The 18294-nt window shown below is 77.1% G+C and carries 22 protein-coding genes; 10 read left to right on the top strand and 12 right to left on the bottom strand.

Annotation, left to right across the window (positions count from 1 at the left end; all coding sequences use genetic code 11):
* The first annotated feature begins 3 nt into the window (after nucleotides 1-3).
* On the top strand, nucleotides 4-2766 hold the full coding sequence (locus tag ACI79R_RS22705) for an AfsR/SARP family transcriptional regulator (RefSeq protein WP_456575954.1): 2763 nt from the start codon (nucleotides 4-6) through the stop codon (nucleotides 2764-2766).
* A gap of 6 nt (nucleotides 2767-2772) precedes the next feature.
* Here the strand turns inward: ACI79R_RS22705 and ACI79R_RS22700 are convergent, their stop codons facing one another.
* Nucleotides 2773-3156, bottom strand: a complete 384-nt coding sequence (locus ACI79R_RS22700; RefSeq protein WP_456575953.1) for a PaaI family thioesterase — start codon at nucleotides 3154-3156, stop codon at nucleotides 2773-2775.
* 115 nt (nucleotides 3157-3271) lie between these two features.
* On the opposite strand from ACI79R_RS22700, the gene ACI79R_RS22695 reads away from it, so the two are divergent.
* Nucleotides 3272-3841, top strand: coding sequence for a DM13 domain-containing protein (locus ACI79R_RS22695; protein WP_456575952.1), 570 nt, complete (start codon nucleotides 3272-3274; stop codon nucleotides 3839-3841).
* 6 nt (nucleotides 3842-3847) lie between these two features.
* On the opposite strand, the gene ACI79R_RS22690 is transcribed toward ACI79R_RS22695, so the two are convergent.
* The 3 genes from ACI79R_RS22690 to ACI79R_RS22680 are packed head-to-tail and all read right to left on the bottom strand — an operon-like array spanning nucleotide 3848 to nucleotide 5322.
* Nucleotides 3848-4321 (bottom strand): SRPBCC family protein, encoded by a 474-nt coding sequence (locus tag ACI79R_RS22690; protein ID WP_456575951.1) that lies wholly within the window; start codon nucleotides 4319-4321, stop codon nucleotides 3848-3850.
* Nucleotides 4322-4330: 9 nt separating this feature from the next.
* Nucleotides 4331-4960 carry a TetR/AcrR family transcriptional regulator gene (locus ACI79R_RS22685; protein ID WP_456575950.1) on the bottom strand — a complete coding sequence of 210 codons (630 nt, stop codon included), beginning with the start codon at nucleotides 4958-4960 and terminating at the stop codon, nucleotides 4331-4333.
* Nucleotides 4961-5016: 56 nt separating this feature from the next.
* Nucleotides 5017-5322: a hypothetical protein gene (locus tag ACI79R_RS22680; RefSeq protein WP_456575949.1), complete on the bottom strand. Its 306-nt coding sequence runs from the start codon at nucleotides 5320-5322 to the stop codon at nucleotides 5017-5019.
* 56 nt (nucleotides 5323-5378) lie between these two features.
* On the opposite strand from ACI79R_RS22680, the gene ACI79R_RS22675 reads away from it, so the two are divergent.
* A complete protein-coding gene (locus ACI79R_RS22675) occupies nucleotides 5379-6254 on the top strand; it encodes a bacteriorhodopsin (RefSeq protein WP_456575948.1) in 876 nt (291 codons plus the stop codon).
* Nucleotides 6255-6258: 4 nt separating this feature from the next.
* Here the strand turns inward: ACI79R_RS22675 and ACI79R_RS22670 are convergent, their stop codons facing one another.
* The gene (locus tag ACI79R_RS22670; protein WP_456575947.1) at nucleotides 6259-6705 is read right to left on the bottom strand and encodes a GNAT family N-acetyltransferase; all 447 of its coding nucleotides are present in this window, start codon (nucleotides 6703-6705) and stop codon (nucleotides 6259-6261) included.
* A 101-nt stretch (nucleotides 6706-6806) separates the two neighbouring features.
* Here ACI79R_RS22670 and ACI79R_RS22665 point away from each other — a divergent pair, with 101 nt between their 5' ends.
* The 6 genes from ACI79R_RS22665 to ACI79R_RS22640 all read left to right on the top strand — a co-directional run bounded on the left by ACI79R_RS22665 (nucleotide 6807) and on the right by ACI79R_RS22640 (nucleotide 12902).
* Complete coding sequence (locus tag ACI79R_RS22665; RefSeq protein ID WP_456575946.1) at nucleotides 6807-7835, top strand: iron ABC transporter substrate-binding protein; 1029 nt, start codon at nucleotides 6807-6809, stop codon at nucleotides 7833-7835.
* Between the two features lie 98 nt (nucleotides 7836-7933).
* Nucleotides 7934-9418, top strand: coding sequence for an ABC transporter permease (locus tag ACI79R_RS22660; protein WP_456575945.1), 1485 nt, complete (start codon nucleotides 7934-7936; stop codon nucleotides 9416-9418).
* Entirely contained in the window at nucleotides 9415-10515 is a 1101-nt protein-coding gene (locus ACI79R_RS22655; RefSeq protein WP_456575944.1) for an ABC transporter ATP-binding protein, read from the top strand. Before ACI79R_RS22660 ends, ACI79R_RS22655 begins: the two co-directional genes overlap by 4 nt.
* A gap of 55 nt (nucleotides 10516-10570) precedes the next feature.
* Nucleotides 10571-11359, top strand: coding sequence for an aldolase/citrate lyase family protein (locus ACI79R_RS22650; RefSeq protein WP_456575943.1), 789 nt, complete (start codon nucleotides 10571-10573; stop codon nucleotides 11357-11359).
* Nucleotides 11356-12222: an NAD-dependent epimerase/dehydratase family protein gene (locus ACI79R_RS22645; protein WP_456575942.1), complete on the top strand. Its 867-nt coding sequence runs from the start codon at nucleotides 11356-11358 to the stop codon at nucleotides 12220-12222. The genes ACI79R_RS22650 and ACI79R_RS22645 overlap by 4 nt, the downstream gene beginning before the upstream one ends.
* Entirely contained in the window at nucleotides 12219-12902 is a 684-nt protein-coding gene (locus ACI79R_RS22640; RefSeq protein WP_456575941.1) for a glycosyltransferase, read from the top strand. Before ACI79R_RS22645 ends, ACI79R_RS22640 begins: the two co-directional genes overlap by 4 nt.
* On the opposite strand, the gene ACI79R_RS22635 is transcribed toward ACI79R_RS22640, so the two are convergent.
* The 3 genes from ACI79R_RS22635 to ACI79R_RS22625 all read right to left on the bottom strand — a co-directional run bounded on the left by ACI79R_RS22635 (nucleotide 12890) and on the right by ACI79R_RS22625 (nucleotide 15736).
* Entirely contained in the window at nucleotides 12890-13591 is a 702-nt protein-coding gene (locus tag ACI79R_RS22635; RefSeq protein ID WP_456575940.1) for an ATP-binding cassette domain-containing protein, read from the bottom strand. The two genes, ACI79R_RS22640 and ACI79R_RS22635, sit on opposite strands and share 13 nt — an antisense overlap.
* An 83-nt stretch (nucleotides 13592-13674) precedes the next feature.
* Nucleotides 13675-15114 (bottom strand): hypothetical protein, encoded by a 1440-nt coding sequence (locus ACI79R_RS22630; protein WP_456575939.1) that lies wholly within the window; start codon nucleotides 15112-15114, stop codon nucleotides 13675-13677.
* A 64-nt stretch (nucleotides 15115-15178) separates the two neighbouring features.
* Complete coding sequence (locus ACI79R_RS22625; RefSeq protein WP_456575938.1) at nucleotides 15179-15736, bottom strand: DUF6328 family protein; 558 nt, start codon at nucleotides 15734-15736, stop codon at nucleotides 15179-15181.
* Nucleotides 15737-15852: 116 nt separating this feature from the next.
* Between ACI79R_RS22625 and ACI79R_RS22620 the strand changes: the two genes are divergently transcribed.
* Nucleotides 15853-16071 carry a hypothetical protein gene (locus ACI79R_RS22620; RefSeq protein ID WP_456575937.1) on the top strand — a complete coding sequence of 73 codons (219 nt, stop codon included), beginning with the start codon at nucleotides 15853-15855 and terminating at the stop codon, nucleotides 16069-16071.
* A 19-nt stretch (nucleotides 16072-16090) separates the two neighbouring features.
* Here the strand turns inward: ACI79R_RS22620 and ACI79R_RS22615 are convergent, their stop codons facing one another.
* From ACI79R_RS22615 to ACI79R_RS22600, 4 genes are all read right to left on the bottom strand, one after another.
* Nucleotides 16091-16591: a PGPGW domain-containing protein gene (locus ACI79R_RS22615; protein WP_456575936.1), complete on the bottom strand. Its 501-nt coding sequence runs from the start codon at nucleotides 16589-16591 to the stop codon at nucleotides 16091-16093.
* A 96-nt stretch (nucleotides 16592-16687) separates the two neighbouring features.
* Complete coding sequence (locus ACI79R_RS22610; protein ID WP_456575935.1) at nucleotides 16688-17236, bottom strand: hypothetical protein; 549 nt, start codon at nucleotides 17234-17236, stop codon at nucleotides 16688-16690.
* Between the two features lie 90 nt (nucleotides 17237-17326).
* Nucleotides 17327-17596, bottom strand: a complete 270-nt coding sequence (locus ACI79R_RS22605; RefSeq protein WP_456575934.1) for a DUF2277 domain-containing protein — start codon at nucleotides 17594-17596, stop codon at nucleotides 17327-17329.
* A gap of 40 nt (nucleotides 17597-17636) precedes the next feature.
* Nucleotides 17637-18251, bottom strand: coding sequence for a hypothetical protein (locus ACI79R_RS22600; protein ID WP_456575933.1), 615 nt, complete (start codon nucleotides 18249-18251; stop codon nucleotides 17637-17639).
* Nucleotides 18252-18294 lie beyond the last annotated feature (43 nt).

Genomic DNA, 18294 nt, shown 5'->3' with positions numbered 1-18294 from the left:
GCCATGAGCGGGGACCTCTGGATCGGCGTGCTCGGACCCACCGAGGTCCGGCGGGGCGGGCGGGTGCAGGAGCTGCGCGGCCCCGCGCCCCGCCGGCTGCTGGCCGTCCTCGTCGCCGCCCGCGGGGCGCCGGTGCCCGACGACCGGCTGGCCGGCGCGCTCTGGCCGGACGGCGTGCCGGGCGGTGCCGCGGCGACGCTGCAGTCGCACGTCTCCCGGCTCCGGACGGCGCTCGGCGACGCCGGCCGCACGCTGCTGCGCCGCGCCGGCGACGGCTACGCGCTGGCCCTCCCGCCGGGCACGGTCGACGCCGACGTCGCCGCCTCCCGGATCGCCGCCGCCGCCGCGGCGGCCGGGCCGCGGGCCGCGCTGGCCGAGCTCGACGCCGCGCTCGCCCTGTGGCGCGGCACCCCCTACGCCGACGTCGGCGAGGACGACCTCGCGGCGGAGCGGGCGCGGCTGGCCGAGCTGCGCGAGACCGCCGTCGAGGCGCGGCTGGCCGCCCGCCTGGCGCTGGGCGACGCCGCCGGCGCGGTGCCCGAGCTGGTCGCGCGCACCGAGGTCGCCCCGTTCCGGGAGCGCGGCTGGGAGCTGCTGGTGCTCGCGCTGTACCGGACCGGCCGGCAGGCCGACGCCCTGGCCACCCTGCGCCGGGTGCGGGCGCTGCTCGACCGGGAGCTGGGCATCCCGCCGGGGGAGGAGCTGCAGCGCCTGGAGGCCGCCGTCCTCGCGCAGGACCCGCGGCTGCTGCTCGACGTCCCGCGGCCGGCGCCGTCCCCGCACCCGGCGCCGTCCGCGCGGCCGCGCCGGCCGGCCACCCGCTTCGTCGGGCGCGACGCCGACCTCGCCCGGCTGCGCGCCGCCCTGGCCGCGGCGCCGCTGGTGACCGTCACCGGGCCGGGCGGGGTCGGCAAGACCCGACTGGTGGTCGAGCTGCTCGCCGACCGCGGCGATCCCGGGGCCGCCGACCTGGTGCGGCTGGCCGAGGTGTCCGGGCCCGGGTTCGTCGGGCTCCAGGTCGCGCAGGCGCTGGGCGTCGCCGGCCCGGACGACGTCGTCGCGGCGCTGGCACGGCGGCCGGGCCTGCTCGTCCTCGACAACTGCGAGCACCTGCTCGACGAGGTCGCCGACCTGGTGGCCGCCGTCCTGGACGGGGCGCCCGGGACGACGGTGCTGGCCACCAGCCGCGAGCCGCTGGGGGTGGACGGCGAGGTGGTGCTGCCGCTCGCGCCGCTGGCGGAGGACGCGGTGGCCCTCCTGGCCGACCGGATCGCCGCCGTCCGCCCCGGCTGGGCGCCCGGCCCCGCCGACGCGGCGACGCTCCGGCGGATCGCCACCGCGCTGGACGGCCTGCCGCTGGCGCTGGAGCTGGTCGCCGCGCGCAGCCGGCTGCTCTCGCTCGACGACCTCGCCGGCCACCTGCACGACGCGCTGACCTTCGACGCCCGGATCGGCCGCGGCGGGGTGAGCCCGCACGCCACCCTCGCCGCGGCGATCGACTGGAGCCTGGCGCTGCTGGCCCCCGACGAGCGGGACCTGCTGCTGCGGCTGTGGCCGTTCGACGGCGGGCTGACCGTGGACGCCGCGGAGGCCGTCGCCGGGGAGGGGGTGCTGCCGCGGCTGGCCACGCTGGTCAGCCGCTCGGTGGTGGCCGCCGACACCGCGCGGACCCCGACCCGGTTCGGCCTGCTGGAGACCGTGCGCGCCCGCTGCCGCCAGCTCGACCCCGACCCCGGCCGCAGCCGCCGGGCCCAGGCCCGCTGGCTGCGGTCGGTCGCCGCCGAGGTGGAAATCGCGATGTGGGGCCCGGGCGCGGCCGCCGCCACCCGCCGGATGGCCGAGGAGCTGCCCAACCTGCGCGCGGCGCTGGCCACCGACCTCGCCGAGGAGCCGGTCGAGGCGCTGCGCACCGCGACCCGGCTGGACTGGTGGTGGTACCGCCGTGGAGCCGCGGTGGAGGGCCGTCGCTGGCTGGACGCCGCGCTCGCCGCGGCACCGGACGCCCCCGCGGCCCTGCGGGCCCGCGCCCGGACGGCGACCGGCGCGCTGCACGCCCTCGGCGGCGACGTCGCGGCCGCGCTCGCCGACTTCGCCGAGGCCGAGCGGCTGCTGGCCGGCGCCGACCCCGGCGATCCGGACCTCGCGGTGACCGCCGTCCTGGTGCCGCACTACCGCGCGATGGGAGCGCTGATCGCCGGCGACCCGGCCGTCGCGGAGGCCACCGCCCGGGAGAACCTGCCGCGGGCCCGGGCGGCGGGGCTCGGCCCGCTGGAGGCCACCGCGCAGCTGGTCGCGGGGGCGGCGGCCGCGGCCCAGGGCCGCGCCGAGGAGGGGCGGGCGCTGCTGCTCGAGGCGGTGGCCACCGCCGAGGCGGCGGGCCACGTCTGGGCGGCCGGGATGGCCGAGCGGCTGCTGGCCGGCTTCGCCCTCGCCGCCGGGGAGCCGGCGCAGGCGCGCGCACTGGCGCTGCGGGCCGCCGGCCGGCACCTGGCCGAGGACGACGTCAGCGGGGTGCTCGGCTGCCTGGTCGTGGCCGCCGCCGCGCTCGCCGACCTCGGCCGCCCCGGGGCCGCGGCCACGGTCGCCACCGCGGTCCTCACCCGGGCGGCGCGGCTGGACGTGCGGCTGGACGCGATGAACCTGCCGACCCAGCGAGGCGTGGCCGAGCGGCTGGCCGCCGGCGGCAGCCCCGCCGACCGGGCGCGCGGCGAGCGGGCCGCCCGCGAGGCAGGCCCGGCGGGGCTGGTGGCGCTGGCGGGGGAGTGACCGCGCTCAGCGGTGCAGCAGCGCGAACGTGGCGACGGCGTGCGCCAGTGCCCGGCCGTCCTGCTCGACGTCGGCCTCGCACACGGTGAGGTGCTCGCCGCGGGTGCGCACCGCGGCGGTGACCTGCAGCGGACCGGGCTTCCCGGGACGCAGGTAGGTGACGGTGAGCTGGCTGGTCGCCGGGACGTCGTCCGCGCCGGTCACGGTGCGCACCGCCTGGCCCATCGCGCTGTCGACGAGGGTGGCGACCACCCCGCCGTGCAGCGTGCCGGCCGGGTTGAGGTGCTCGTCACCCACCTCGAAGGCGATCCGCGCCCCGCCGTCGTCGGTGCTCTCCACGGTCGCGCCGAGCCGTCCGGCGAAGCCGCCGAGGCCCTCCTGGTCTGCCACGGCGGGGCCCTACCCGGGCGGTCGGGGCGCTACGCCGCACCCGGTTGTCCACAGGCTGCCGGACGGCGCTCGCGGAGGTTCCCGATCATGGGGAGGGCCCCTATGGTGCGCGGCCATGGCGGTACGGAAGCGGACGTGGATCGTGGTGGCGGCGGTCGTGCTGGCGGCGCTGGGCGCCTTCGTGCTGATCTGGTTCCAGCCCCAGAAGCTCTTCTACGACCAGACGGTGTCGGAGGCGCTGCCGTCGGCGTCGGTGGAGGACGGCGGGAGTGCCGGCGACAGCGGCGGCGGGATCGAGACCGGCGGTGAGGACCCGACGGCGTCCCCGGCACCCCCGGCCGAGCCGGTCGACCTGGCCACCGGCACCTTCGTCTCCCGCGAGCACGAGACGGTGGGCACCGCGCGGGTGGTGCAGCTGCCCGACGGGCAGGTGATCGTGCGGCTCGAGGGCTTCGAGACCTCCAACGGCCCGGCGCTGTACGTGTACCTGTCGCAGAACGGCGCCAACGGCGAGGAGGCGGCGTTCGACGACGAGTACGTCGACCTCGGGGCGCTCAAGGGCAACATCGGCGACCAGAACTACGTCGTCCCCCCGGGTGTGGACGCCACCGGCTACACCAGCGTGGTGATCTGGTGCGACCGGTTCGACGCCGCGTTCGGTGCGGCGGACCTGACGGCGGTCTGAGCGCGGTCAGCCCTCCGCCGCCGCCCGCAGGCGTTCGAGCGTCGCGGTCATCGACGAGCGCAGCGCCGTCCGGCGGTCGCCGGCGCGGAACACCCGCTCGATGACGAACCAGCCGATCCGCGTGATCGGCCGCTCGACCTCGTAGCTCTCGACCACGCGGGTCCCTCCCTCGACGGGCTCGAGCCGGTAGCGCCACGCCACGGTGCCCGCGAAGGGCTCGGTGCGGGCGAAGGCGAACTCGCGGCCGGGCTCGGCGACGGTGACGACCGGGCGGTTGCGCCACCGGCGGCCGGCCGGCGTCGTGTTGACCGCCTCGAACCGCGCGCCCACCGCCGGACCCGTGGCACCGCCGATCCACGAGCAGCGGACGAGGTCGGGGCTCAGCTCGGGCATGCGCGTCACGTCGGCGACGAGCGCGTACACCCGGTCCGGCGGAGCGGCGACCGTGGTGCTGACCTCGTCACGGTCCAGGGTCTGCATGGCGACTCCTCAGGGGGCGTGGGCGGCGACGAACATGTCGAGCGCCGGCTCGACGAGCCGGGAGAAGACGCCTTCGGCGTGGGGGACGCCGGGCTGGTTGGCCAGCTGCTGGGAGATCAGGCCGGCGAGGACGACGGTCAGGAGGCGGACGGCGTCGTCGCTGTCGGCCGATGCCCGCAGCTGGCCGAGGCGGACCGCCGCCGCGAGCTCCGCGCGCACGGCGGCCAGCTCCGCCCGGCTGGGGGCGAAGGTGCCGGGGGACGGCTCGAACCCCGGGACCGGCCGCCAGAACAGCAGCTGGGCCAGGGCGGGATGCCCGACCGCCCAGGCCACCACGGCCCGGCCCCCGGCCCGCAGCCGCGGCAGCCCCGGGGCGGCATCCTCGACCGCGGCGCGGACCGCCTGCTGCTGACCGGCCAGCCCCCGGGCGAACAGCGCGTCGTAGACCGCCGCCCGGGAGGGGAAGTACTTGTAGAGCGAGGGGCCGCGGATGCCCATGCGGCGGGCCACCTCGGAGACGCTCAGGGCAGCGGCGCCGTGCTCGCCGATCAGGGCCTCGGCGTGGTCGAGCGCCTCCTCCACGACCGCGGCGCGCCGGCGGGCGATCCGGGTGCCCGCCGGGCTCGATGCCGTAGCCATGGCTAGAGGGTCTAGCCGCCGCGGCCGCCCGCCCAGGGTCGGAGGTCCCGGAGCACTCAGGGCAGCCGCTCGAGCAGCACCCGCGCGAGGTCGGCCAGCGGATCGCCGTCCGCGGTGACGGGGGCGGCGGCGCGCAGGGCCGCGGCCAGCGGCGCGGCGACGGCGGGGGAGAGGGCGACGAGCCAGGCCGCCGTGCCGGCGCGGGCCTCGGCGACGTGCTCGGTGCCGCCGTCGGCCCGGTGCGCCACGATCTCCGGCCGGCTGGCCAGCAGCCCGCCGGCCCGCCAGTCGCCGGCGGTGGTGCGGGCGGCGAGCGCCTCCAGCCGGTCGGCGGCGGTGCGCAGCAGGTCGGCGGGCTCCACGGGCGCGATCCTGCTCCGGCGGTTGAGCGGAGGGCGCAGCGGGGACACGCGGGGGCATGTCCGACCGTCCCGTGCCCGAGCTGCAGACCCTTCCGCTCGGCCTGCATGACGTCGTCGAGTTCGCCCTGCTGGGTGCCGGGTTCGCGCTCCTGGCCTACCTGCTGTACTCGATCACCAGCCGCAACGAGGTGTCCGCGCGCTACCGCCCCTCGGCGTACGCGGCGCTGTGCCTGGCCGCGGTGGCGACGGTCGCCTACGCGCTGCTCTACAGCGACTGGGACAGCGGCTACCGGCTCTCCGACGGCGTCTACGTGGCCACCGAGGAGGCCCGCACGCTGGAGGGCACCCGGTTCATCGACTGGTCGGTGACCGTGCCGCTGCTGACCGTCGAGCTGCTCGCGGTCTGCTCGCTGGCCGGTGCCCGGGCCCGGCGGGTGCGGGCCGGCGTGATGGCGGCGGCGTTCCTGATGATCGTCACCGGCTACATGGGCGCGCAGGTCGCCGACTCCGGCCGCGATGCGGTCGCGCTGGTCGTCTGGGGACTGATCAGCACGGCGTTCTTCGCCTACCTGTACGTCGCGCTGATCGGCGCGGTGCGCGCGTCGCTGCCCACGATGGGTCCCGAGGCGGCCGCGAGCCTGCGCAACGCCACGATCGTGCTGCTCAGCAGCTTCGGCATCTATCCGCTGGCCTACGCCGTGCCGGTGTTCGCCGAGGTCACCGCCGCCTGGTTCACCGTCATGCAGGTCGCCTACTCGGTCGCCGACGTCATCGCCAAGATCGGCTTCGGGGTGCTGGTGCACAAGGTCGCGAAGCTGCGCACCGCGGAGGACGTCGCGGCCGGCGCCGACACCCATCCGGAGCCGGTGTGGTCGAGCAACGTGCACAAGGCCGACGGCGTGCAGCCGGAGCTGCGGCGGATCGCCGAGTGACCGGTCAGGCGGGCTCGCGGCGCATCGGCACGTGCGGGATGCCGTCCTCGTCGTAGCCCGGACCGCTGCGGCGGAAGCCGAAGCGCTCGTACCAGCCCTCGAGGTGCGCCTGCGCGCCCAGCGTGATCGGGTACCCGGCGCACACCGCGATGCCCTCCTCGATCAGCCGCGCGGCCAGCCCCTTGCCACGGTGCGCCCGCGCGGTGGCCACCCGGCCGATCGCCCGCGTGGCGCCGTCGTCGAGCACCCGGATGGTGGCGGCCACCTCGCCGTCGATCTCCTGCCAGAGGTGCAGCGTGGTGGGCTCGATGTCCCGGCCGTCGAGCTCGGGGTAGGGGCACTCCTGCTCGACGACGAAGACGTCGACCCGCAGCCGGCACAGCGCGTAGACCTCGAACGGCGTGAGGTCGGCGAACCGGGCGGTGGCGATGGGCGGCAGTGCGGTGGTCACGGACGCCGATTCTCGCCCACGCCGCGATCGTGCCGGGGCGCCGGCGCCTCCACGACGGCCCGTCGACGCCGATAAGGCGTGCCTTCCCTATCCTTCGCTGTGTGCGCGCTACCACGCTCGGGCGGACGACCGCCGCCGTCCTGTCCTCACTCCTCGCCGGAGCGGCGCTCGCCGGCTGCGGCAACTCGTCGGCGGCGGAGGGACCGACCCTCACCGTCTACAGCGCGCAGCACGAGAGCCTGATCCGGACGATGCTCGAGGACTTCACCGAGGAGACCGGGATCGCGCTGGAGTTCCGGGACGGCAACGACGCGGAGCTGGCCAACCAGATCATCCAGGAGGGCGAGGCGTCCCCCGCCGATGTCTTCCTCACGGAGAACAGCCCGTCGATCGACATCCTCGACGACGAGGGGCTCCTGGCCCCGCTGGAGCAGTCGACGCTCGACCAGGTCGCCGATCCGTACCGGCCGTCCTCGGGCGCCTGGACCGGGTTCGCCGCCCGGTCCACCGTGCTCGTCTACAACCCCGAGCAGCTGGCCGAGGCCGATCTCCCCGCCTCGATCCTCGAGCTGGCCGAGCCGGAGTGGGAGGGCCGCATCGGCATCGCCGCCGGCGGCCCGGACTTCCAGGCCATCGTCAGCGCCGTCCTCGCCCTCCGCGGGGAGGAGGCCACCCGGGCCTGGCTGGAGGGGCTGGAGCGCAACGCCGAGATCTACCAGAGCAACACCGCGGTCATGCGCGCCGCCGACGAGGGCGAGATCGACGCCGGGGTCATGTACCACTACTACTGGTACCGCGACCAGGCCGAGAACGCCCTGCAGGGGGACGACGCCCGGCTGCACTTCTTCGGCAACGAGGACCCGGGCGCCTTCGTCAGCGTGTCCGGCGCCGGTGTCCTCGCCTCCACCGACCAGCCGGAGGAGGCCCAGCGGCTGGTCGAGTACCTGACCGGTCCGGAGGCGCAGCGCAAGCTCGCCGAGAGCAGCGCCCTCGAGTACGCCGTCGGCACCGGGATCGCCTCGGCCGAGGCGCTGCCGCCGCTCGACCAGTTGCAGGCGCCACCCCTCGACCCCGGCGCCCTCGACCAGCGCCGGGTCACCGAGCTGATGCAGGAAGTCGGCCTGCTCTGACCACTGCCCCGCCGCTCGCCGGCTCCGCGGTGCCCCGGCGGCGGGCACCCCGGGGCGGACGCGGGCTGCGCCGGTCGCCGGTCCTGACCCTGCTGGCGGTGCTCGTCGCCCTGCTGTCGCTCCTGCCGCTGGGATACGTCGCCGTCGCGACCGTCGACCTCGGCTGGGCGGGGGTGACCGAGCTGGTGCTGCGGCCCCGGGTCGCCGAGCTGCTCTGGAACACCGTGCGCCTGGTCGGCGGGACGGTCGTCCTGTGCGGTGTCCTCGGGGTGGCCGCGGCCTGGCTGCTGGAACGCTCCTCGGTGCCCGGCCGGCGGCTGTGGCACGTGCTGCTCGTGGCGCCGCTGGCGGTGCCGGCCTTCGTCAACAGCTTCGGCTGGGTCTCGGTGCTGCCCGGCGTCGACGGGTACGGCGGGGCGCTGCTGGTGGTGACGCTGTCCTACTTCCCGTTCGTCTACCTGCCCGTGGTGGCCGCCTTCCGCGGGCTGGACCCCGCGCTCGAGGAGACCGCCCGCGGCCTGGGGCTCTCCGGCTGGGCGGTGTTCCGCCGGGTGCAGCTGCCGCAGCTGCGCGTGGCGCTGCTCGGCGGCGGGCTGCTCGTGGCGCTGCACGTGCTCGCCGAGTTCGGCGCGCTGCAGATGCTGCGGTACCCCACCTTCACCACCGCCATCTACGACCAGTACCGCGCGACGTTCAACGGCCCGGGCGCCACCATGCTGGCCGGGGTCCTGCTGCTGCTGTGCCTGCTGCTGCTCCTGGCCGAGCTGCGGCTGCGCGGCCGGCGCGGCTACGCGCGCGTCGGGTCGGGGGTGGCCCGCGCGGTGCGCCCGCAGCGGCTGGGGCCGATGACCGCGCCGGCGCTGGCCGGGCTCGGTGCGCTCGTCGCGCTCGCCGTCGTCCTCCCGCTCGGCAGCGTGACGGTCTGGATGGTCCGGGGCACCTCCGCGGGCCTGGACTGGGCGACCCTCACCACGACCACCGGCACGACGCTGTTCCTCGCCGCGGGTGCCGCGCTGGTCGTCACCGCGATGGCCGTGCCCGTCGGCTGGCTGGCCGTGCGGGCCCCGAGCCGCGCGGCCACGCTCCTCGAGCGCAGCGTCTACCTGGGCAGCGCGGTGCCGGGAATCGTCGTGGCCCTCGCCCTGGTCACCGCGAGCATCCGGCTGACCCCGGCGATCTACCAGACGGTGCCGGTCCTGCTGGCCGCCTACGCCGTCCTGTTCCTCCCGCGGGCGGTCGTCCCGGTGCGCGCGGTCGTCGAGCAGAGCCCCCGGCTGTTCGACGACGTCGCGGCCTCCCTCGGGTCCACCGGCGCCGACCGGCTGCGGCGGGTGACGCTGCCGCTGCTGGCGCCGGGCCTCGGCTCCGGCGCGGCCCTGGTGTTCCTGGCCGTCGTCACCGAGCTGACCGCCACCCTGCTGCTGGCCCCCACCGGCACGAGGACGCTGGCCACGGCCTTCTGGTCGGCCAGCAGCGCCCTCGAGTACGGCGCCGCCGCCCCGTACGCCGTGGTCATGATCCTGCTGGCGGCGCCGGCCACCGTGCTGCTCTCCCGCGACCCCCAGCGAGGTGTTCCCTCATGAGCTCCCTGACCGTGCGGGACCTGTGCAAGTCCTACGGCGCCACCACCGTCCTCACCGGGGTGGACCTGCACGTGCCCGAGGGCAGCACCACCGCGCTGCTGGGCCCCTCGGGCTGCGGGAAGACCACGCTGCTCCGGATCGTCGCCGGGTTCGACGACCCCGACGTCGGCACCGTGGAGCTGGGCGGCCGGGTGGTGGCCGGCGCGGGCCGGAGCGTGCCCGCGGCCCGGCGGGGGATCGGCTTCGTGCCCCAGGAGGGGGCGCTGTTCCCCCACCTGACGGTCGGCGCCAACGTCGCGTTCGGGCTGCCCCGGCGGCAGCGCCGCGACCACCGGCGCATCGGGGAGATGCTCGACCTGGTCGGGCTCGACCCCGACCTGGCCGGCCGGTCGCCGCACCAGCTCTCCGGCGGCCAGCAGCAGCGGGTCGCGCTGGCCCGCGCGCTCGCTCCCGAGCCGTCGCTGGTGCTGCTCGACGAGCCGTTCTCCTCCCTCGACGCCTCGCTGCGGGAGGAGACCCGCCACGCGGTCGGGGAGGCGCTGGCGGTCACCGGGGCCACCGCGGTGCTGGTCACCCACGACCAGGCCGAGGCCCTCTCGATGGCCGACCAGGTCGCCGTCCTGCGCGGCGGCCGCCTGGTGCAGCGGGCCGATCCCCGGACGCTCTACGACGACCCCAGCGACCTCGACGTGGCCGCCTTCGTGGGCGACGCGGTCGTGCTGCCCGCCGACGTGCGCGCCGGGCAGGCACGGTGCGAGCTCGGCGACGTCGTCCTCCGGCACCCGTGCCCGGACGGTCCCGCGCAGGTCCTGCTGCGGCCGGAGCAACTGCACCTCGCGCCGGCCGGCTCGCCCGGCACGCCGGCATCGGTCCGGGCCGTCGACTTCTACGGCCACGACGCCCGCGTCTGGCTGGAGCTGCCCTCGGGCGCGACGGTGGGCGCCCGGACCGGCAACCGGCAGCTGCCGGCCCGCGGCGACGCGGTCACCGTCCGGGTCGTCGGCGAGGCGCTGCCCTTCCCGGCCGGACCGGTGGCCGAGGGCGCCGCGATGCCGGTGGAGGAGGACCTCGACCCGGCGGTTCCCGGCTGCCGCTGACGCGCCGGGTGCCCCACCGACGACAATCCACTTAGGTGTGCCTAAGCTCACGCCCGTGGATCTGCTCCTCTTCACGGTGGACCCGGCCTGGGGGCGGGACGTCGTCGCGGCCGGCGCCGCCGGCATCGTCGTCGACTGGGAACGCCGCGGAAAGCACCGCCGGCAGGCCGGTGAGGGCACCCAGATCAACGCCGACACCGTCGAGGACCTGGCGCGGATGCGGGCGGCGACCGACGGCCGGCTGCTGTGCCGGCTCAACGCGTTCGGCCCGTGGACGGCCGGCGAGGTCGAGGACGCGCTGGCGGCCGGGGCCGACGAGCTGCTCCTGCCGATGGTGCGCACCTGCGCGGAGGTCGACCGCACGCTCGACCTCGTCTCCGGGCGGTGCGGGCTGGGGATCCTGGTCGAGACCGACGACGGGGTCGCCGCCGCGGCCGACCTCGCCCGCCGGCCGCTGTCGCGGATCTACGTCGGGCTCAACGACCTGCGCATCGACCGGGGGTCCGACCAGCTGTTCACGCCGCTGGTCGACGGCACGGTGGACGCCGTCCGGGCGGTGGCGCGCCAGCCGTTCGGCGTCGGCGGGCTGACCCTGCCGGAGGGCGGGCGGCCGGTTCCGGCGCTGCTCCTGGCCGCCGAGCTCGTCCGGCTGGGTGCCGACTTCACCTTCCTCCGGCGGTCCTTCACCGCCGACATGGCCGGCCGGGACCCCTTCGTCGAGGTGCCGCGGCTGCTCGCCGTCCTGGCCGGGCTGCGCCGGGCGACCCCGGCCGAGACGGCCGCCCGGCGCACCGAGTTCGTCGCGGCGGTGACCGGCGCGGTGCCGGTCGGCTCGGCGGGATGACCGGCGCACCCCTGCGGGCGCTGGTCACCGGCGCCGGTGGCTTCGTGGGCCGGCACCTGGTGGCCCGGCTGGCCGCCGACGGCTGGGACGTCGTGGCGGTGACCCGCGCGCAGGTCGACCTGACCGACGCGACCGCAGCGGCCGCCGCCGTGCGTGCGGCCGATCCCGACGTGGTGTTCTCCCTGGCCGCCGGGCGGGGAAAGGCCACCCCGGCGGAGCGGGCGGCCACCGTCGCGGTGAACACCAGCCCCTGGCTGGTCGACGCCCTCCCGGACCGGTGCCGCGCCGTCGTCCGGCTGGGCTCCTCCACCGAGTACGCCGCCGGCGCAGGTCCGCTCGCCGAGGACGCACCCCTGCGGCCGCGCGGGTTCTTCGGCGCGACCAAGGCGGCCGGCTCCCTGCTGCTGCAGGCGGCGGCGGCCGAGCGCGGGGTGCGCTCGGCGGTCCTGCGCGCCTTCCAGGTGTACGGCCCGGGCGACCACCCGACCCGGCTGGTGCCCGTCGTCCTGGCCGCCGCCCGCACGGGCACTCCCGTCGCGACGCCGGCCCGGGTGAGCCGCCGGGACTGGGTCTGGGTCGGCGACGTCGTGGACGCCTGCGTCCGGGCGGCCCTCGACGACTCCCTGCCGGGCGGCCAGGTGCTCAACATCGGCACCGGCGTCCAGACCACCACCGAGGAGCTCGTCGCCGTCGCGGAGCGGGTCACCGGGCGGCCGATCGCCGTCGTCCCCGGCGCGCACCCCGGCCGCGCCTGGGACAGCGACGACTGGGTCAGCGATCCGCGGGCCGCCGAGCGGCTGCTGGGCTGGCGGGCCAGCGTGGACCTCGCCGAGGGGCTGGCGCGGACCTGGGCGGCCGGGTGACCTCCGGCGGAGGCCGCCGGGTGGCGGTGGTCAGCCCCGTCTACGGCAACGAGGCCACCCTGCGCCCCCTCGCCGCCCGGCTCGCCGCGGCGCTGGACGGCTGGGAGTGGCGGCTGCGGCTGGTCGTGGACGACTCGCCGGACGACAGCGTGCGCGTCGCGCAGGAGCTGGCCTCCGCCGATCCGCGGATCGGGGTCACCGTGCTGACGGTGAACGTGGGCCAGCACGCGGCGCTGGCCCACGGGCTCGCCGCCGAGCCGGACGCCGACGTCTGGATCTGCCTGGACGCCGACCTGCAGGACCCGCCGGAGGCGGTGCCCCTGCTGCTCGCGCGGTGGGCCGCAGGTGGCGTGGAGGCCGTCTTCGCCGGGCGGCGCGGCCGCTACGAGTCGCTGCCGCGGCGGCTCACCGGTGCGCTGCACCGCAGGCTGGCCGCGCGGCTGACCGGGCTGCCGCCCGACGCCGGTGCGTTCCTCGCGCTGGGTCCGCGCGCCCGCGCCGCCGTGCTGGCCCGGGACGCCCCCAGCATCGTGCTCGCCGTCGGTGCCTCCGGTCTCCCGGTGACCAGCGTGCCCGTGGCGCGCGACCGGCGCACCGAGGGCCGCTCGGCGTGGAGCACCCGCGCCCGCGCGGCGCAGTCGCTGCGGTCGCTGCTCTGGGCCGTGCGTCACCGCGGCTGAGCGACGGGGGAGCAGCGGCGGGGGACGGTCTCGGGGACGACGCGCCCGCCGGCCAGCACGGTGACCCGGTCGGCTCCGCGTCCGGCCTCGGCGGGGCAGCGGGTCGCGGTCAGCACCGCGGTGCCCGCCCGGGCCAGCGCTCCGAACAGCTCGGTGACCTGGTCGCGGACGGGGACCGGCAGGCCGAGCGTCGGCTCACCGGCCAGCAGCAGGTCGGGGCGCAGCACCAGGCCCAGGGCGAGGTCGAGGCAGCGGCGCGCGGCCGCGTCGTACCGCCGCACCGGCTCGGTGCCGAGGTCGTCGAGTCCCAGGGCCAGGAGCAGCTGCTGCGCCCGCCGGTGGGCGCCCGGCCGGGAGAACCCCAGCAGCTCGGCGCGCAGCCGCAGGTGCTCCGCGCCGCTGCGCCGCTCGTCCAGGACCAGCGGCCGCCCGGTGAGCGCGATCCGCGCGCCGCGTCCACCGTCCGCGCTCCCGACGTCCCGGCCGAGCACCTGGGCCCGGCCGGTCACCGGGGCCAGTTCGCCGGCCAGGACGCGCAGCAGCGTGCACCCCTCCGTGCCGCCCGGGGCGAGGACGGCGTGCACCGTGCCGCGGGGCACCGTGAGGTCCACGCCGTCGAGCACGCGGACGCCGTCGGCGTCGGCCACGAGTGCCGCGAGCCGGACGGCGGGGGCAGCGTGCGGCGTCACCGGCAGCCCCTCCCGCGGCGCCGTCCGGCGCCTCCGCCAGCATTGACGGCGCACCCGCGGGGAACTCATCGTCGGGGCGGCGGTCAGCGCTCCCAGAGCTGGACGATCAGGTCGGTCTTCGTGGCCGGGAAGTCGTACCGGGCGACGATCCGCAGGCCGGCACCGGTGAGGATCTCGTCGTCGTCGGTGGGCTCCGGCTCCCCGTCGAAGAGCCGGCGCACCAGCCACACCCGGTCGGCTCCGGCGGGGGCGTCGTCGGGCGGGAGGACGAGGTCGGCGCGCAGTCGCGGCTCGAGGAGCCGCACGTAGTGGTCCAGCCCGGTCGCCGAGCGCTGGTCGGCCGCCACCACGGGCTCGCCGGGCCGCTGCAGGTCGGCCAGGGCGCGCACGACGTCGTCGGCGCGCTCTCGCGGCTCCCGCACGGCCAGCGGTGAGCTCGCCAGCAGCGACAGCGCGACCAGCAGCGCGGCGACCGGTCCGCGGGCGCCCCGCGGAACGGCCCGCACCCCCGCGGCGGCCAGGACGCCCAGCCCCAGCAGGCCCGCCATGAGGTAGCGGGGCAGGTACACCGGGCGCACCAGCTCGCCGAGGAGCAGCAGTGCCAGGGGGACCAGCAGCCAGCAGATCCCGACCACCCGCACGCCGTGGCCACGCAGGGCGCCGAGGACGGCGAGTGCGACGGTGACGTAGAGCAGCGGCGTCCGGCCGCCCGCCCACGCCTCCACGGCGAGGTCGGCCACCCGCCCGCCGGTGTCGTGCAGGTGCTCGGCGTTGCGCGCGCCGGTGCCGTTGAGCAGGTTCACGGTGATCAGCCCGGCGGTCGGCAGCGCGGCGACCACCGCCACCAGCGCCGGCCGGACCGCCGCCCGGCCGCGGAGCATCAGGGCGGCCACGGCGAACGCGGCCAGCACCGTTCCCGCGTACCAGTGCGCGAGCCCCATACCCGCGCCCGCCAGGCCGAACAGCCACAGTCCCCGGGGCGGTTCCTGCAGCCAGCGCACCAGGCCGAGAACGGCGCCGCCGGTGGCCAGCACCACGAGGCCGTAGCTGCGTGCCTCGACCGCCTGCTCCAGCACCAGGGGCCCGGTGGCCAGCACCACCCCCGCGAGCACGCCGGTCGCCCGGCCGGCCAGCCGGGCGATCGCCCGCGTGACCAGGGCCAGCCCGCCCGCCGTCGCCAGCAGCGAGAGCACGCGGAGCGAGGTGTCGCCGCCCAGGCCCGGCAGCGACATCCAGGCGTGCACCACGAGGTAGTAGGGCGCGTTGTAGGACGGCGGGACCCCGGCCAGGTAGCTCGCCGTCCCCTCTCCGCCGACGATGGCGGCGAGGAGGTCGCGCAGGGGGATGCGACCGACCTCGGCGGTGAAGAGCTCGTCGAACCACAGCCCGTGCCCGGGGAGCAGGAGCACGGTTCCCAGCAGGGCCACGACGGCGGGCGGGAGCAGCTCCCACGGCGACCACCGGGATGCCCCCGGGGCGGCCGGGGGGTCCACCGGCCGCGCCGCGGTCGCCGTCGTGGTCACGACGGCAGGTTAGGCGAGGCTGGCCTGCCGGCTGCGCGCGGCGCGGGTGTCCGGCCGCCGGCGGTCAGTCCTCGTCGGCCAGCGCCCGCGCCCGGTGCCGCATCGGGCTGCCGATCCAGAGCCACCCGAGCAGCAGCGCGACCACGCCGCCCACCACGTAGGCGTGCCCGCGGGTGAACAGGACGTCGACCACGACCAGCACCGCCCCGACGATCGCCACCGCCAGCACCATCAGGCCGAGGAAGGCGTTGCGGTTGCTGCGGCGCAGCAACTGCTCCTTGTCGTGCTGGCGGAACAGCGCCCGGTGCTGCGCGGCGGGCGCGATCAGCAGGCTGGTGGCGACGACGGCGGCGAGCAGGGTGATCAGGTAGACGTCGCGCTGGAAGTCGCTCGCGCGGGCGGCGGTCTCCTGGAACGGCACGATCAGCAGGAAGGCGAACAGGAACTGCACGCCGGGCAGCGCGACGCGCAGCTCGTTGAGCAGCTCCATCAGCTCGCGGTCGACGCGCTCGGCGTGGGTCTCGTCCCGCTGGTCGCCGGGATCCCGCCGCCGGCCGTCGGTGCGGTCCCCGCGGCGGGGCTCCGGGGTGGTGCTGCGTCGTCCCGTGCCGGTCCTCGTCATGGCCGTCCTCCCCGACACCATGTGTGCCCGGGCCGATCCCGGGGCGGGAGGATGCCCAGAAGTCGGCTGCCCGTCACCTCCCGTCCACCGGACGGGGTACCGGCAGCGACATGTCGATGTCCCAGCCCCTCGAACCCGGCCTGCCCCGTCCCGACGACGGCATCCCCGCCGCCGATCCCGGCGCCGGCGCACCCGAGCCGGCGCCCGGCTTCGGCGTGGGCGGGGAGGAGCCCGACCGGCCGGAGGAGGAGCCGGCCGGCCCGGCCGACGCGCCCGCGCCGGCCGATCCGCCGTTCCGCACGCCGGATCCGCGGGAGCTGGGCACCTCGGGCTGACGCCCGCGGGCCGCGCCGGTCAGCCGCCGAGGCCGAGCGCGGCCTTCGCCTGGTCGACGAGGTGGAAGTGCCCGACCGCCCAGAAGACGGCCGCGGCGGCGGCCAGGCCACCGACGGTCACCGCCGCCGAGCTGACCGGGTGCTGCCGGGCGTGCCGCCACGCGGCGACCGCCTTGCGCCGGAACGAGGCGAACAGCCGCCGCGCCCAGTCGAACTCCGTCGACCACACCCACAGGCCGACCAGCACCGGCGGGATGGTCAGCGGCCCCGGCAGCACGGTCAGCGCGATGCCGAGCAGCACGAACAGCAGCCCGGCGACGAAGACGCCGATCCGCCAGGCGATCGCCACCTCGCGGTTGGCGTGCACGCGGGCCCGGAAGGTGCCGGGCTCGATCGGCCGCGGCCCGCCCAGCCCGTCGGTGCAGTCCGGGCAGCGGGTCGCGCCCGGCGCGGTGCCCGATGCCGGGGCGGGCTGCCCGGCGGCGGTGTTGCCGGAGACGGTGACGGTGCGGGTGGTCATGCGGGGGGCTCCTCGAGGGCTGCGCAGCAGCGAGGCATAGGAGGCTTCGCGCACGTTCCGGAGCCCGATCCGTGCGCAAAGCCTCCTATGCCCGGGTCAGCTGCGGGTGGTGGCGGTGGTCCCGCGCAGCACCTCGGAGGGCCGCTGCTGCTCGCCGGCGTACGAGCTGACCGCCACGAGCGCCCCCGTCAGGGCGGGGATCACCCACTGCAGCCGGTCCAGCTGCTCCTGCGCGGCGGCGACCTCGGCCTTGGTGCGCTTGCTGGGCTTGGTGCCCGACTTCGCCGGCACGTCGCCGGCGCCGGAGACCACCTGGCCCAGCGCCCGGCTGTAGGCGGTCACGCCGAGGGCGGCGGCGGTCAGCGCGGTCTTGAGCACCGACATCCCGGCCACGCCCTCCTGCCCGGCCACCCGGCGCCGGTTGGCGCGCAGCTGGCCGACCGCGCCGGTGAGGTGGGCGCCGATGGCGAGGGCGTTGACCGGCGTCCACCGGTCCCAGCCGGCGTTGGCGACGCGGCCGGCGCCGCGCTCCCCTCCAGCCTCACCGGCGGCGGAGTTCAGGGCGACGGCGTTGGCCAGGGTGCCGCCGAACCAGGCGGACAGGCCGAGGTCGTGCAGGGCGCGGGAGAGGGTGTTGCGGGCCATGACGCAGCTCCACGGGGTCGGGGGAAGGGCCCGCCACCTACCCGTGGAGCTGCGCGACCATGCCGGTTGCGCGCGATCGGATCGACGCGCTCACGTGCCGTAGCGCAGCGCCGCGCGCTGGCGCGCCTTGGCCGCCTCGACCTCGCGGTCCTTGGGTGGAGCCATGGTGACCAGCGCGTCCAGCAGCCGGGCGGAGGCCGCGGCGATCTCCTCGACGGCGCGGTCGAAGGCCTCCTCGTTGACCCGCGAGGGCTTGGCCGTGCCGCTGATCTTGCGCACGTACTGCAGCGCGGCGGCCCGGATCTCCTCCTCCGTCGCCGGGGGCGCGAAGTTCGACAGGGGGCGGATGTTCCGGCACATGGCCGGCAGCGTAGGAGCCGTAGCAGCCCCCGTCAGCCGTTCAGGCGGTGATGCCGGCCCGGTCGATCCGGCGGTGGTACCGGGTGCCGAGCTTGCCGCCGAGGACGGCCCCCAGCAGCGTGACCAGGAGGACGGCGACCAGCGTGACGATGCCGGCCGTGGTCGCGGTGCCCTCGTCGATCGGGATGCGCGGCAGGTCCAGCCGCTCGAGCACGTTGTACTGGTTGCCCAGCAGGTATCCGGCGACGGCCAGCGCGAGCACGACCAGCAGGCCGATCACCCACACCGCCACCCCCTGCCGGACGCCGTCGAAGCGGGCCATCCGCCCGGCCACGTACCCGCCGGCGAGGTAGGCCAGGAAGAGGACGACGAGCAGCGCGATGCCCCCGGCGATGCCGATCGTGTCGGCCTGCGCGGTGGCCTCCTCCTCGGTCGGCAGCCCCTGGGTCAGTCCGATGGCCACCCCGGCCGCCGAGATCAGCGCGACGAGCAGCACGGCCAGGCCGTTGGCCGACAGCCAGCCGAAGAACGCCGCGCCCCACTTGATGCCGCCGAACGCCGAGCGCTGCACGGCGACGGCGTCGCGCTCGGGGCCCCGGCTGACGGTGGCCCCCTCGGTCGTGCGGTCCTGCTGGATGCGGTGGTCTCGCGCCATCGGGAGCTCCCTGGGTGGAGCCGGCGGGGCGGGCCGCGCCGGC

The sequence above is a fragment of the Blastococcus sp. SYSU D00820 genome, assembly GCF_054050695.1.
This window is presented reverse-complemented; position numbering and strand designations above follow the sequence as displayed.

What these genes read in the sequence shown, in the direction of transcription:
- ACI79R_RS22600 (WP_456575933.1), bottom strand. Translation starts at nt 18,251, where the DNA reads ATGGCGCGAGACCACCGCATCCAGCAGGACCGCACGACCGAGGGGGCC.
- ACI79R_RS22685 (WP_456575950.1), bottom strand. Translation starts at nt 4,960, where the DNA reads ATGGCTACGGCATCGAGCCCGGCGGGCACCCGGATCGCCCGCCGGCGC.
- ACI79R_RS22690 (WP_456575951.1), bottom strand. Translation starts at nt 4,321, where the DNA reads ATGCAGACCCTGGACCGTGACGAGGTCAGCACCACGGTCGCCGCTCCG.
- ACI79R_RS22615 (WP_456575936.1), bottom strand. Translation starts at nt 16,591, where the DNA reads ATGACCACCCGCACCGTCACCGTCTCCGGCAACACCGCCGCCGGGCAG.
- ACI79R_RS22605 (WP_456575934.1), bottom strand. Translation starts at nt 17,596, where the DNA reads ATGTGCCGGAACATCCGCCCCCTGTCGAACTTCGCGCCCCCGGCGACG.
- ACI79R_RS22655 (WP_456575944.1), top strand. Translation starts at nt 9,415, where the DNA reads ATGAGCTCCCTGACCGTGCGGGACCTGTGCAAGTCCTACGGCGCCACC.
- ACI79R_RS22695 (WP_456575952.1), top strand. Translation starts at nt 3,272, where the DNA reads ATGGCGGTACGGAAGCGGACGTGGATCGTGGTGGCGGCGGTCGTGCTG.
- ACI79R_RS22625 (WP_456575938.1), bottom strand. Translation starts at nt 15,736, where the DNA reads ATGACGAGGACCGGCACGGGACGACGCAGCACCACCCCGGAGCCCCGC.
- ACI79R_RS22620 (WP_456575937.1), top strand. Translation starts at nt 15,853, where the DNA reads ATGTCCCAGCCCCTCGAACCCGGCCTGCCCCGTCCCGACGACGGCATC.
- ACI79R_RS22645 (WP_456575942.1), top strand. Translation starts at nt 11,356, where the DNA reads ATGACCGGCGCACCCCTGCGGGCGCTGGTCACCGGCGCCGGTGGCTTC.
- ACI79R_RS22610 (WP_456575935.1), bottom strand. Translation starts at nt 17,236, where the DNA reads ATGGCCCGCAACACCCTCTCCCGCGCCCTGCACGACCTCGGCCTGTCC.
- ACI79R_RS22675 (WP_456575948.1), top strand. Translation starts at nt 5,379, where the DNA reads ATGTCCGACCGTCCCGTGCCCGAGCTGCAGACCCTTCCGCTCGGCCTG.
- ACI79R_RS22705 (WP_456575954.1), top strand. Translation starts at nt 4, where the DNA reads ATGAGCGGGGACCTCTGGATCGGCGTGCTCGGACCCACCGAGGTCCGG.